Genomic DNA, 13,741 nt, shown 5'->3' with positions numbered 1-13,741 from the left:
GGGGTGCACGGATGGCATGGGTGAACGTTCTTTCCATGGAACAGCTCGAAATTGTAGTCGACGACGAACGGAAGCAATGTATGATCGAATTAAGCTCAAGCGGAAGCGTTCCCCGTTACGTTACGCTTCATATTGATGAAGCGGAGCAGCTCGAGACGATCATTCGCGCGCTGAAGGAAGCGAGACAAATACTTCAAGGAGCCTCTCTCCGAGAAGCTCCTTGACGGCAAATAAAGCCGGCCCGTGGACCGGCCGGCTTTTACATGGCGAAGGGCTGTCCCACATGCGTACGCGCATGGGCAGCCCTTTCTTTTCTATATAGGTTGTAGCACCAATTACTTATTGAATGGAGCGTCTGCCACTTTAATCGAGTCTGTCGGGCAGCCGTCTTGTGCGTCTTGCAGATCGTCGTAGAGGTCATCCGGAATTTCGGTAACGCCGTGGTTGCCGTCGCCGTCGAAAATGACTTCCGCTAGTCCTTCATCGTCGTAGTCGTAAATGTCGGGTGCTGTTGCGCCGCATGCTCCGCAAGCGATGCAAGTATCTTTTTCGACCCATGTGTATTTTGCCATGTCATAATTCCTCCTCGAAAATATCCTCAATCGTTACTATAATACAAAACACCCGAAAGTTCAAATGCTTTAAATCGAAGGTACCGTGCTCATACCGAGAACGATTACCCTTCCAACGGGTGCTTGTCATCCTTTGAGCCGGGCTTCAAATGATCCATCTGCAGAGAGGTTCCCCGCAGCTTGTGATTCCTGATCAGTGCCGACGGATCGTCTCCCAGCATACCGGCAGTCAAAATCGCGTCCTCGCCGTATTTGTCGCGTATGCGGTCCATCGCCTTGTTGAGTTGCTCTTTCTTGGGCTGGTGCTCGAAGGTCATCAGATCAAGCTGTATTGCCGCTTCCTCTTTAGGCTGAAGATTTTGCAGCGTAATACCGAGGAGCCTGGCCGGCTTGCCCTTGGACCAATGCTTGGCGTAGAGAGAACAGGCGGTCCGGTAGAAATCCTCCATATTTTCGCTAGGCACTTCCAGAGTCAGCGACCTCGTGATCGTTTTCATCTCGGGATCGCGAATGGTGATTTGAACCGTAGAGGCGACCAAGCCTTGCCTTCGAAGGCGCCTTGCGACTTGATCGGACAAGTTCAGAAAAACCCGCTGGGCGTCCGCCGTATCCCTTACATCCTGCGGCAGCGTCGTCGTATGGCCGATCGACTTGCTCGCTTCCTGCTCCGCTTGCACGGGCGAATGGTCGATGCCGCTCGCCGCTTGCTTCAACCAAGCCCCCACGACGCCAAATTCGCGTTTGAGCAGCGTTTCGTCGGCTTTCGCAAGCTCGCCGATCGTCCGGATGTTCAGCTTCGTCAGCTTGTCCCCCGTTCGCCCCCCGATTCCGTACAATTGGACGCACGGCTTGCCCCACAGAAGCTCAGGCACGTCGCGCAAGCGCAAGACGGTCAGCCCGTTGGGCTTTTTCATATCGGACGCCATCTTCGCCAGAAGCTTATTCGGAGCAACCCCCACCGAGCATGGCAGCTGGAGCTCGTCGCGAATGCGCGTCTGAATTGCGGAGGCGATATCGAGCGGAGTGCCGAATTGCTTCGAGCCGGTAATATCGACGAAGCATTCGTCTATCGACATCGTCTCCACTAGCGGCGAGTAACTGTAACAAATTTTCATAAACCTGCGGGAAAATTGCCGGTACAGCTCGAAATTCGGCCGTATCAGCTCCAGCTCGGGGCAAACCTTGAGCGCTTGCCGAACCTGCATCCCCGTTCTAACGCCTTTCGCTCTTGCCGCATAGGAGGAGGTCACGACTATCCCCTTGCGCAGCTCGACGCTGCCTGCGACGGCAATCGGCTTATTCTTGTATTTATCCGGTTCGACCGCCTCGTGTACGGAGCAGTAGAACGCGTTCATATCGATATGAAGGATAACCCTTCCGTTCTTCGGATAAAAATCGTTATTCGGCTTCATAGGTACACGGAATCCCGACTGCTCCAGGCTGGCTTCCCGCTTGGCGAAGCATCGAGACTTTAAGGAAGTCGGGCTCGGTATCAGCCTCGCTTTTGCAAGCATGAAGCAGCATGGGGACGGTTCTCGGCGTTTCGGCTTCTTTTGTCGCCATCGGCTAATCCACCTCCAGAAGGTTAAACCCATTTCAGCATACATGTCAGATTATCCATGGTCAAGCAATGCGGCTTTTCGCATGGGGCATTCGATTTCTTAAGAGACTTTCACCTCCATTTTGTCCACACAGCGCGGAAAACTGTCCACAATGGGCGGAATGTGTGCTATAATTACTCATTATATTTCGATGCACAGTTATAGGGGGCGCAACCATGGCAAATCAAATTTCGATCTTCGATACTACCCTCCGAGACGGCACACAAGGCGAAGGCATCAGTCTAACGGCTGACGATAAACTCAAAATCGCTTTAAAGCTTAACGCGCTCGGCGTTCATTATATTGAAGGCGGCAATCCGGGAAGCAACGGCAAGGACATTGAATTTTTTCAGCGTATCAAGCAATTCCCCATGCAAGCTAAAATCACGGCGTTCGGCAGCACCAGACGCAAAAACTCCATCGCCGAACACGACACCAGCCTTAACCGGATCGTCGAATCCGGCGTCCCTGCGGCTACCCTAGTAGGGAAAGCTTGGGATTTCCACGTGCATACGGCGCTTCAAACGACGCTCGAAGAAAATCTCGCCATGATCTACGAATCGCTCGCTTACTTGAAACTGAAAGGCATTGAAGCGATTTACGATGCGGAGCATTTTTTCGACGGTTATAAAAACAACCCGGAGTACGCCATGGCGGCGCTGAAAAAAGCGGCGGAAGCCGGCACCGACTGGATCGTGCTGTGCGATACGAACGGCGGCACGATGCCGGGCGAAATTCATGAAATCGTCTCGCGCGTAGCAGCCGAAATCAAGGCGCCGATCGGGATTCATACGCATAATGACTGCGAGCTGGCTGTAGCGAACACACTGGCCGCCGTACAGGCGGGAGCAAGACAAGTACAAGGAACGATTAACGGGTACGGGGAACGCTGCGGCAACGCCAACCTCTGCTCCATCATCCCTAATCTACAGCTTAAGCTCGGCTATTCGTGCATTTCCGGCGAGCAACTCGGCTCTTTGACAAGCAACGCCCGCTATATCAGCGAAATTGCGAACGTCCACATGCCGGTAGGTCAAGCATACGTAGGCAACGCCGCTTTCGCTCACAAAGGCGGCATTCACGTTTCGGCCATTATGCGCGACTCCAAAACGTATGAGCATATCGCGCCCGAACTTGTTGGGAACAAGCAGCGGGTACTCGTTTCCGAGCTGGCCGGGCAAAGCAATGTGCTTGTCAAAGCGCAGGAGCTTAACCTGGACATGAATATGGACAACGCCGATACACGCGCCGTCATCGATAAAATCAAAGACCTGGAGCACCAAGGCTATCAGTTCGAAGGCGCCGACGCCTCTCTCGAACTGCTTCTCCGTCAAGCTTCAGGCCAGCTGGAAGAAGTATTCACGCTCGAATCGTTTAAAATTTCCGTCGAAAAGTCGAGCAATCGCCCCGTTATTTCCGAGGCGATCGTCAAGGTAACCGTCCACGGCGAAACGATGTTTACGGTCGCGGAAGGCAACGGACCGGTCAACGCTCTCGATAATGCGCTGCGGAAAGCGCTCGTACAGTTTTACCCGGTCATCCAATCGATGCATCTGTCCGATTATAAAGTACGCGTTCTTGACGAGAAAGAAACGACCGCAGCCAAAGTCCGCGTCTTGATCGAATCCCAAAACATCGAGAGCAGTTGGAGTACGGTCGGCGTCTCCAGCAACATCATTGAAGCGAGCTGGGAAGCGCTCGTCGACAGTATGCGCTATGCCTTGATCGGCAAACAGCCAGTCGTAGCCGGACACGATCCGCAGCGCCAGCAGCTCGGATTGGTGAATCACTGATCGGCTGCTTACCCGCCCATATACTCTCGTACACTCCCGAACACCGGAGCCCCTTAACTCCGGTGTTCGGGAGTTTTTTTGGTACATGCTTGATCGACTTGCCGTACCTTAATCTTCGCATAGTCGCTAAGTCGTACACTGAGCAAATAGACTCCGCCAAAGACTGCTAATTTCGCGTATTTCCTCAAAAGACAAAATTTAGACGACGCTAAAGACTCTTATCCGGTTAAAAATCGGCAAAAATGGCCATTTCGGGGTATATAGACGACGCTAGAGTCTTCTATATCCGTCGGAATTCGCATAAGCGACGATTTAGACGACGTTAAAAAACCACCACAAGTTAGTTTGTGGTATCTGCGATGTATTGTGGCGTCCTTCCCGTGGTGGGACAGCGGCGGTGCGTGTCTATGCTGGTTTGTGTCTGTGCGGGTTTGTGTCTATGATGGTTTGTGTCTGTACTGGGTTATGCCGTCTATTGCGATAGCAGCGATTGTAAGGGTTGTCACGGTTTTGGGTGGCTGTGGCGTCTGCGGCGGCTTTAACAAAAGTAGAAGTTGTGGTTGCTCTGGTGGCTGTGTGACTATGGCGGGTGTGGCGTCTGCGGCGATTGAGAAATAACGAAATATAAACAAAGAAGCTATCCGACAGATGGGTAGCTTCTTCGTTATGATGACCAACCGTATTAGTTCGCCGGGGAATCCACTCTTCTATCCGTCTCTGTCAGTTGTAGCGTTTGTTGACTTGGGAGGCTGAGGACGGTGTCCTCAGTATTCGGGAGTCCGAGGGCAGGGCCCTTGGCGGGAGTCCAGAGGGCGGCGTCCTCTGGGGTCCTCCCCTTAGCGCTTCAATTCGAGAACTTGTTCGATTGAAGCGCTGTGGAAGGGGAGGATTTAGGAGGGGTCGGAAATCATTACTCCGTTTCAATCAACTTCTTAATCTTACGCTCCAGCTCCTTCGGCTCCAGCACGTGGATCACCTCGCGCACGACGCCGTTTCGGTCGATCAGAAAGCTGGTCGGAATGTACTGAAACCGGTACATCTCCGTTACCTTGCCGTCTTTATCGAGCAGTACCGGAAACTTAAAGTCGAACTGCTTCACAAAATCTTTCGCATCGTCAAGCCTGTCGTTTTTGGTAATGTTTACGGCGTATAAATCGAACTTATCCTTATACTTGTCGTACATTTTTTTCAAATCCGGCGCTTCCAGCTCGCAAGGACCGCACCATGAAGCCCAAAAATTCAAAAAAAGCGGCTTATCGCGCTTACCGCCCACCTCGTAGGCTTGACCGTCCAAGCCGGTCAATGTGAAGCCCGGGGCTAAGTAATCCGGCTTCGGCGCTGTTTCTGTGGGCGCAGCGGTTTGGGCATAGGATTCTTTTTCGTTTGCGGAGCTATTCTGATAAACGGCAAACCCGGCCAAGACCAAAACGGCCAACAGTACCACCATATTTCGTTTCATTCGGTCGGATCCTTTCGTTCGACATACTTGTGCAGTTCCTACTATTATACCCATTTTCGCACGCTTTTCATCCCGTTCCGGCAAGCCGGAATGTGAACGATTTGGGAATTATGGCTTTGTTCGCCTTCCGCCCACAGAAGTATGCATCAGAGCCGCCGCGGGAACAGTAACGGTAGCCCATCATGTCAACTCGCATTTTCGGTGCAGTACAGAACCCCGCGAAAGGAAGGCAGCTATGGCTAAAGCAAAGGCGAAACGGCTTAGCGTCGTATTTGAAAGCATGATCGAAGAAGATGACGATACGGATGCCGGCCAACAACAGCCGTCACCAAAAGGCAAACGCAAAGGCCAAGTATGGGAATTCATCGCCATTGCCACCGTACCGCTTGTTCTGGTGCTAGGCAATTCGATGCTGGTCCCCATATTGCCCGATATGATCAAGGAACTCGGCATCACCAAATTCCAAAGCAGCCTGGTCATCACCCTATTTTCCATCACAGCAGGCCTGGTCATTCCGGTTTCCGGTTATTTGTCGGACCGCTTCTCGCGAAAAGCCGTGATGATCCCCTCGCTTATCTTGTACGGAGCAGCCGGATTGCTTGCAGGCTTCGGAGCCGTATGGGGATCGTATTGGGTCATTATTGTCGCGAGAGCGCTGCAAGGCATGGGAGCTGCAGGAACCGCCCCTATTGCCATGGCGCTTGTCGGGGACATGTATAAGGACGGCACGGAAAGCAAAGCGCTCGGACTTACCGAAGCGTCCAATGGAACAGGCAAGGTAGTCAGTCCGATTTTCGGCTCTTTACTCGCTTTGATCGTATGGTATGCCGCTTTTTTCGCTTTTCCGTTCTTCTGCTTGCTGGCCATCGTGGCGATCATGTGGATCATCAAGGAACCTCCCAAAGAGAATGAACCGCCGAACCTGAAGGAATATTGCCGAAAAATCTTGTCCATCCTCAAATCCAAAGGACGCTGGCTCATCTCGTCGTTCGTGGCCGGCTCGCTTGCTTTGTTTATTTTGTTCGGCGTCCTTTTTTATTTGTCCAATGTGCTCGAGGAGCCGCCTTATTCGATCGAGGGCGTCATGAAAGGCTTTGTTCTAGCCATTCCCCTGCTCGGCATGGTGACGACCTCCTATATAACCGGCAGCAAAATCAAGAAAAACGGCCCCCTCATGCGGATTCTCATGATTACGGGACTCTCGCTGATGACCGCCGCCTCCGTAGGCACCATTTTTCTGTTTCACAACATTTACTTGTTCATTGGCTTGCTGACCATCAGCAGCATCGGAACCGGACTTCTGCTGCCCTGCTTGAACACCATGATTACCGGCTCCGTCGAAAAAGCGGAACGCGGCATGATTACTTCGCTTTACAACAGCTTGCGCTTTATCGGCGTGGCCTTCGGTCCGCCGCTGTTCGGCTGGATGATGGACAAGTCGCACGCATCCGTCTTTATTACGGTTTCCGTTCTATCAGCCGTCACGCTTGGACTTGTCTTCTTCCTTATTAAACCGGAAGGGCAGGTCAATTGACCGTAAATGTAGTACTATTCTAAAATAGGCTGCTTGCGGAACGTGACGTTGCTTGCTGGGAGATGGATATGTCGTGGTAAGAGCAAATCAAGAAGTCATTCAAGAAATAATAACACATTGTTTGAACGAGCTGCCTAACGAGGCATGCGGCGTACTGCTGGGAACTTCAGATGGCGAGTCTGTACGAATAAGCGGTTTTGTTCCGATGCTCAATGCGGCGGAAAACCCGCTAAATCGGTTTTCATTCGATCCTTGCGAATGGGTTGAAATCGTTATTCGGCAATCCGCAGGGAGCTTGGGTTCGATATCCTTACAAGACCGCATGGTCGGCATCGTGCACTCGCACCCGTTAACGAAAGCCATCCCTTCCCGCTTGGACGAAAACAGCCTGTGGTCGTTTGCTACTTATTGGATCGTCTCGCTGCTCGGTCCTAATCAGCCGGACATTCGCGCTTACCGAATGGAACAGGGCCGTTTCCAACAACAGCAGTTGAAAATATCCCCTTACTAATGTCGCCTATCGCTAGTCAGTTGCGTCTGGACTTTCCGATACCGTAAAGAGACCGCCTTCGATCCGTTTCGGATTAAAGGCGGTCATCTTTTTGACCAACTTATTTTTTCTTCGCCAGGAAGGCGTCGATCTGTTTTTGCAGCTCTTTTTGGATTTTCTTAAGCGCGGGTCCCGCTTCGGCCTCGAACTTTTTCATCGTCTCGTTCGGATCGAGCACGCCGTTGAACAAGGCCGGGTAATATTTCGCTTCGACCGTGTTGTACTGACTGATGTCGTTCTGAACGGAGGCGCTGTCAAATTCGAATCCGGTCAAAATGTCCGCCGTAAAGTTATTCGCGTCGCGTAATACCGCGTTCAGCTCTTCTTGAGCGGGATCGCCCTCGGCATCGGCACGCTCGTCAACCGGGTTCCACACCCATACGAAGCCGAATGCGTAGTAATTGGTCGTATCGAGCATTTTCATTTTATCTTTCCCGACTTCTTCCCAATGCTTGCCTTTAATACCATACGAAAGCAGGTCGTAATTGTCTTTCTCGTTCGCCCAGTTCAAGAACATCAGGGCCCGCTCTTTGTTCTTGCTGACCTTCGGAACAGCGAGGAAGTTCCACTGTTTAAAGTTGGCGTAATTGGCACCCTTGGTCTTATCGAAGAATGTCACCGTTTCGACGTCCGCCCCCGGCGAGTTGTCTTTGAGCGTTTTGACGAATTCCTTGCTGATGCCGAACGCGCCGTTAGGCGTAACAGCCGCTTTGCCCGTTTTGAATAGCTGCTGGAAATCTTTGGCCGAAAGAATATCTTTATAAATCAGCCCATCCTCATATTGCTTGCGGGCTTCGGTAAGCCATGTCCAGACCGGTTCTTTGTCTTCGAACAGATTAAATACTTTGCCGTCGTTGTTCTTATAATAGAGCATAAGGGAACTGCCCAAAGCGTGGGTCGGCCTTACATGGGTTTTGTAATCGTTCAACGAACGGTGCGCAACGAGCGAATAATGCTGCTGCCCCGTCGACCCTGCGGCCGTCATCGGCACGATCCCCTTTTCCTTCTCCTTGACCGCATAAGCGAATTTGATCATGTCCTCGTACGTTTTAATCGGCGCGATACCCAGTTTCTCTCGGAGGTCTTTGCGAATAAAGTACGAGTTCCCGGACATATAGCTTACGCCTAGCGGAATGGCCATTATTTTACCGTCGTATTTGTTGGCATCCCACATTTGCTTCGGACGCTTGTCGAGCACCGTTTTGCCGTACTTGGAAAGCAGATCGTCGAGAGGTTCGTAGTAGCCGTTCGAAATCATTTGGTTAATGTGTAACCAGGGAGCGTCGAAAATCAAATCCATATTTTCGCCGGATGCGAGCGTCACCTGCGTCTTTTGCGCAAGATCGGACCAAGGGACGAAAACGATGTCGAGCTTGGCGTTCACCGTATCTTTCATCCGTTTTTCCGCCTCGGCGACAATCAAATCCATATCGGGCGGCCGGTCGCCGGGAATCATGATTTTGAGCGTAACTTGCGGCAGCTGATTCGAATAGGGCGCCTGCTCTTTCCCCTTGCCGTTTTCATCCGTTTTACTGCAGCCCGCCAGTGCTGACAGCGCCAGTACGGATGCGATGCTTAAAGAAACGAAACGTTTCATGCTCAATCCCCCATTTTTTTCAAAAGTCATTATCCTTTTACGGCTCCGATCATAATGCCTTTGACAAAATATTTTTGTATGAACGGATACACGAACAAAATCGGTCCGATCGTCACGCAAACGATCGCGAGCTGCATGCCGTATGTCGGCACGACGACGTTATACTCCGTTTGACTGCCCGACACGTACGCCTTGGCATTCAAATTCGACATCAATTGGCGAATCATCATTTGCAGCGGGTGCAGCTTGTAGTCGTCGATGAACAAGAGCGACAAATACCAATCGTTCCAATACTGCAGTGCAAAAAATAGGCTGACCGTTGCGATGACGGGGATCGAAATCGGCCATATGATACGAAAAAAAATGACGAGATCGTTGGCGCCGTCCACCGTCGCCGCTTCATTCAGCTCATAAGGCAGCGTCCGGAAATACGAAACCAGGATAAAGGCATAGAACGGGTTCAGCAAGTACGGCAAAATAAGCGCCCAAACCGAATCCTTCAAGCCCAGCCAATTTGCTACCAGCATGTAAAAGCCGACCAAGCCCGCTCCGAACAGCATCGTAAAGTATGTCAAAAACGAAAGAACGTTCCTGTACTTCACTTTTTGATGGGATAAAGCATAAGCGTAAGATGCCGTTATTATTACAGACAACACCGTTCCGACAACCGTCACGAACAACGTCACCCCGTAACTCCGAAACAATTGCTTCCCCGACAGAAGAAATTCATAGGCTTGAATACTGAATCCGCGCGGCATGAACTGATACCCGAGCGTCTGGATGCTGGACTCGGTCGCAAACGAGTTTATGAAGACAAGCCAGAACGGGACGAAACAGAAAATGGCAGCCGCTAACAAAACCGTGTAAATCATGATACTGAATAATCGTTCCTGCATTTCTACCACACCTTAGAACAATCTGGAGTCCGCATCGATTTTCCGGGCGATCGCATTGAATATGACGACCGTAATGAGCCCCAGAACGGATTGATAGACGATAACGGCGGAGGACGTACTGAAGTTGCCAAGCTGCCGCAAGGCGCGATAAGCAAACGTATCGATGACATCCGTTGTCGGATACAAAACGCCGATATCCCCAACGATGGCATAAATCATGCCGAAGTCGCCGTAAAAAATGCGGCCGATGCCGAGCAGAACCATAATCATGATGACGGGACGGAGCAGCGGCAAAGTGATATGCACGATCTGCTGCCAGCGGCTTGCCCCTTCGATTTTGGCGCTTTCGTAATAATCCGGGGAAATGCCGGTGATTCCCGCCAAAAAAATAATGGATGTGTATCCCGCAAATTTCCATACGTAGACGATCGTCAAGATGTACGGCCATACGCCCGGCGTCAAATACCATTCGATCCCGTCAAATCCGAAAACATGCAGCATTCGGTTTAACAATCCTTCCGTAGTCCCTAACAACGTTTGAGTCATCATGCTGACGACTAGCCACGAAATAAAGTACGGCAGGAAAATAAACGATTGCGTGAATCTTTTAAACCACTGATTGCCAATCTCGTTCAAAAAAATCGCCAACATGACCGCGCAACCTATTCCGAAAACAAGAAACAATCCGTTCAGCAGCAACGTATTGTAAGTGACGCGAATCCAGTCGTTCCCGTGGAAGAAATACTTGAAATTGTCGAAACCCACCCATTTGCTGCCCCACAATCCTTCGGATAACCGGAAGCTTTTAAACGCGAGCAGATGCGCAGACATCGGAACGTAAGCGAACACGATAAGGAACAGCGTGCCGGGAAGCGCAAGTAAATACAAGTAGCGATTTCTCGCGAACTCGGCAGCCACTCCCCATCCGAGCCCCCGTTGTCGTTTCATGGTTTATCCCTCCTTTCCCGTAAGATCGTTACCTAGCAACGCGGAGTCCGATAACCCTGCAGTCGCTTCACACGGGTCATCGTAGCACCGGAACAGTCGATTGGCCTAGTTCTCAAAGTCCGAATCGGGTTCTCAAAAGGAAAATAGGAAGGTTCTGATTTTCCCGGCGAGGTACCGGGTCCCGTATCCTCGGATTGCTTCGATTAAGGTTCATCCATTATTTTGCGGGGAACCGAAAAATCCGATAAAAAAATGCCGCCTCCCGGCTGGAGACGGCTAACGCTTATGCTTTCGTTTCGTTCGCGTAACTTGTTCGGTATTGGCTCGGGGTCATGCCCGTCGCTTTTTTGAACGCAGTAAAGAAATGGCTTTTGGTTTGGAACCCCGACTGTTCGGATATATCCGCGATAGGCAGGCCGGTTTTCCCGAGAAGCTCCTTCACTTTCTCAATACGCGCATTCAGAATATAGTTCGATAGCGAAATACCTCGCACATCGTCGAACAATTGACGGACATATTTGACAGACAAGGATACGTGTTCGGCAACGTCATCGACCGAAAGCATCGGATCGTGAATATGGAATTGCACGTATTCCACCATTTCTTCCACCACTTTATCTTTGCGGCTGAAGCCTTTCTGGCTAGTTAGCAGTTGAATGATCCTCACAAGTTCTTCCTTCATCCAATCGCTAACTTCGCTTAACGTGGAAAACCGCTCCAAATGCTTCTCAATGCCTTCGACGCTCTTAATCGACGTCAACTTGTTAAACGACTTGACGATCGCGAAAAAAAGAAGACTGAGCTGAAATTTGCATTCCGAATATTTCAGCGTCTGGAGGTTGAGAAACAACGTCTCCAGTTCCGATAGCGTCTTCTCCTCTTTGCCGCTCCGGACGGACTGTATCAACTGTTCGATCATCGCGTCGTCCAGTATCGGGCGGTGCGTCTCCAAGTAATGCTCATAGTCTTGCTCGGTATATATTTTGTCTTCGCCGCTAATAAACTTGAACATCGCAAGTTCGCTTATATCGTCGTACACTTTACGAAGGTCGTCATGCACGTGCCGGGCATCGCTTACCGCAATCGTTACGTTTAGGCCTATGCTTTTCTCAACCTCCCTCCTGACGGCCCTCAGATTGCCGCTCAAATCGCTTTCCGGATTTGCTTCCCCAATGAGAACGGCGGTATGATCCCCACCGAAATCGACGACTTCGACAACTCTGCCGGGACCCCGGAGAAGTTCTTCGGCAATGTTGCCCATTGCGTATTTCATCAGCTTGCGCGAACCGAAATCGTATTTCTCCGAGAATGCGCTGTACGAATCGATTTTGACGACCGCAAGCCGGACGATATCGGAGTCTAGCAGCCCGGATTCGCGCGAGATCGCTTCCCGTGCGCTTTGATTCAGCCTTCCCTGCAAAATCCATTGGCGTAAATATTCCGCTTTAATAAGCGAGTAATGGTTGCGGAGAAGTTCCACTCCCTGCTCGATAACGCCATAGTCGCTCTGGGCATGGAGGCCAACCTTGCGCTGCAGCTGGTCCGCCAGACGGCGGAACGGTCCGAAAAACCGTTGCGAATGCCAAAATGCCGCCAAAAGCAGCACGGTGAGCAGAAGAAGCGTATACATGACGATCGATGACTTGAACGATTGAGCTTTTTGCCTGAATGTTTTTAATTCGGTGTACGAATACATCGTCCATTCCTGCGAGTGCATCGCTGCGTAATTGACAAACCATTTGACCCCGCCTTCGACCAATTCGAAGGAGCCGTTCTCCGAATCCTTTCGCATGGCGTTAAGCTTTTCCAGGTTCGGCCCGACCGTCTCGCCCAAAATCGACTTGCCTGAATGATCCAGTACCATCAGTCCGTTGCCGGTTTCGGCGTAATCGGTCATGAAAAGGTTCTGCAGCTTCTTTTTGTCGAGGAGTACGACCAGATAGCCGTAATGATTTTTCCTTGCGGGCGTTGAAGGAATGATGAGCGACAAGTACGCAGTATCGCCGATCCGATGGTCGAAATACCGTAAAAAATCCGGGGGTTCCGCGTTCACTCGGCGCAATATGTCTTTATCCGAAAAATCCGGAAATCGAACCAGTCCGACTTGGGAGGATATCGTTTTTTCCAGTCTAGTATTGATCAAGTAAGCTCTTTCGATAAACGGCTCATTCGCCAAATAATTCGTCAATACCCGGAGCGCTTCGGCATCGGCCATCGCATCGTCGGTCTGATCATAGATCCAATTTTGAATCGTTTGGTCTTCATAGATGTTCAAGCTGTACGATTTCAGTTTCATCAGGATATATTCCGTCCGTTCCACTGTTTGGCGGATCATCTCCCGGTTGAAATCTCCGCTCTGCTCATACGCGTAATTGGAGAAGCGATTTGTCAAAAATAAGGAGAACGGAATGATAATAATGGAAAGAATGATGCAGCTCCACAAAAAAATACGTACATAGGTCGTTCTTAAATGCAGCTTGATGGATCATCCCCCCTAGCTCATCGAAATCGCTTTCATTTATCGAAAAATACAAGAAGCGTTGTTTATTATACTGGAATTTTCATTGTTGTAAACTATGAAAACCCAAGTTTCGCAGGATGATTTCGGCAAGGAGGCGGAGGGCGGCTTTTCAATAACGAAACGGCAATTCAGAACCGGAGGATTCGTTCTTTGAGAACCGGATCCGGACAATGAGAACTAGTCCCATCGACGGATTCGATGCTACAATGACCCGTGTGGCATATCTTTACGAGGTTGAGGTTTACGGCAATAGATCGGTTCCATCGACTA

12 protein-coding genes are annotated in these 13,741 nt (G+C 50.7%); 4 read left to right on the top strand and 8 right to left on the bottom strand.

The annotated features are described in order from the left end of the window. Positions 1 to 11 precede the first annotated feature (11 nt). On the top strand, positions 12 to 224 hold the full coding sequence (locus ACKGJP_RS11385) for a hypothetical protein (RefSeq protein ID WP_409345768.1): 213 nt from the start codon (positions 12 to 14) through the stop codon (positions 222 to 224). Positions 225 to 335: 111 nt separating this feature from the next. Here ACKGJP_RS11385 and ACKGJP_RS11380 read toward each other — a convergent pair whose 3' ends face one another. The 3 genes from ACKGJP_RS11380 to ACKGJP_RS11370 all read right to left on the bottom strand — a co-directional run bounded on the left by ACKGJP_RS11380 (position 336) and on the right by ACKGJP_RS11370 (position 2,135). Beyond that, complete coding sequence (locus ACKGJP_RS11380) at positions 336 to 572, bottom strand: ferredoxin (protein WP_409345767.1); 237 nt, start codon at positions 570 to 572, stop codon at positions 336 to 338. A 104-nt stretch (positions 573 to 676) separates the two neighbouring features. After that, positions 677 to 1,984 (bottom strand): DNA polymerase IV, encoded by a 1,308-nt coding sequence (locus tag ACKGJP_RS11375; RefSeq protein WP_409345766.1) that lies wholly within the window; start codon positions 1,982 to 1,984, stop codon positions 677 to 679. Then, complete coding sequence (locus ACKGJP_RS11370; RefSeq protein WP_409345765.1) at positions 1,971 to 2,135, bottom strand: hypothetical protein; 165 nt, start codon at positions 2,133 to 2,135, stop codon at positions 1,971 to 1,973. Before ACKGJP_RS11370 ends, ACKGJP_RS11375 begins: the two co-directional genes overlap by 14 nt. 214 nt (positions 2,136 to 2,349) lie before the next feature. Between ACKGJP_RS11370 and cimA the strand changes: the two genes are divergently transcribed. Further along, complete coding sequence (gene cimA, locus ACKGJP_RS11365) at positions 2,350 to 3,966, top strand: citramalate synthase (RefSeq protein WP_409345764.1); 1,617 nt, start codon at positions 2,350 to 2,352, stop codon at positions 3,964 to 3,966. Between the two features lie 910 nt (positions 3,967 to 4,876). On the opposite strand, the gene ACKGJP_RS11360 is transcribed toward cimA, so the two are convergent. Then, the gene (locus tag ACKGJP_RS11360; RefSeq protein ID WP_409345763.1) at positions 4,877 to 5,425 is read right to left on the bottom strand and encodes a TlpA family protein disulfide reductase; all 549 of its coding nucleotides are present in this window, start codon (positions 5,423 to 5,425) and stop codon (positions 4,877 to 4,879) included. A gap of 235 nt (positions 5,426 to 5,660) precedes the next feature. Between ACKGJP_RS11360 and ACKGJP_RS11355 the strand changes: the two genes are divergently transcribed. Next, on the top strand, positions 5,661 to 6,959 hold the full coding sequence (locus ACKGJP_RS11355; RefSeq protein WP_409345762.1) for an MFS transporter: 1,299 nt from the start codon (positions 5,661 to 5,663) through the stop codon (positions 6,957 to 6,959). Between the two features lie 73 nt (positions 6,960 to 7,032). Then, the gene (locus ACKGJP_RS11350) at positions 7,033 to 7,470 is read left to right on the top strand and encodes a Mov34/MPN/PAD-1 family protein (RefSeq protein ID WP_409345761.1); all 438 of its coding nucleotides are present in this window, start codon (positions 7,033 to 7,035) and stop codon (positions 7,468 to 7,470) included. 100 nt (positions 7,471 to 7,570) lie between these two features. Here the strand turns inward: ACKGJP_RS11350 and ACKGJP_RS11345 are convergent, their stop codons facing one another. The 4 genes from ACKGJP_RS11345 to ACKGJP_RS11330 form a co-directional block, all read right to left on the bottom strand. Next, a complete protein-coding gene (locus ACKGJP_RS11345) occupies positions 7,571 to 9,106 on the bottom strand; it encodes an ABC transporter substrate-binding protein (RefSeq protein ID WP_409345760.1) in 1,536 nt (511 codons plus the stop codon). 29 nt (positions 9,107 to 9,135) lie between these two features. Then, a complete protein-coding gene (locus ACKGJP_RS11340; RefSeq protein ID WP_409345759.1) occupies positions 9,136 to 10,002 on the bottom strand; it encodes a carbohydrate ABC transporter permease in 867 nt (288 codons plus the stop codon). 12 nt (positions 10,003 to 10,014) lie between these two features. Beyond that, a complete protein-coding gene (locus ACKGJP_RS11335) occupies positions 10,015 to 10,950 on the bottom strand; it encodes an ABC transporter permease (RefSeq protein WP_409345758.1) in 936 nt (311 codons plus the stop codon). A gap of 283 nt (positions 10,951 to 11,233) precedes the next feature. Further along, a complete protein-coding gene (locus ACKGJP_RS11330) occupies positions 11,234 to 13,285 on the bottom strand; it encodes an AraC family transcriptional regulator (RefSeq protein WP_409345757.1) in 2,052 nt (683 codons plus the stop codon). Positions 13,286 to 13,741: the final 456 nt, after the last annotated feature.

The organism is Paenibacillus litoralis (assembly GCF_046244365.1).
GTDB lineage: Bacteria > Bacillota > Bacilli > Paenibacillales > NBRC-103111 > Paenibacillus_V.
Note: the sequence above shows the minus strand (reverse complement) of the source record. Positions and strands in the feature narration are given on the sequence as shown.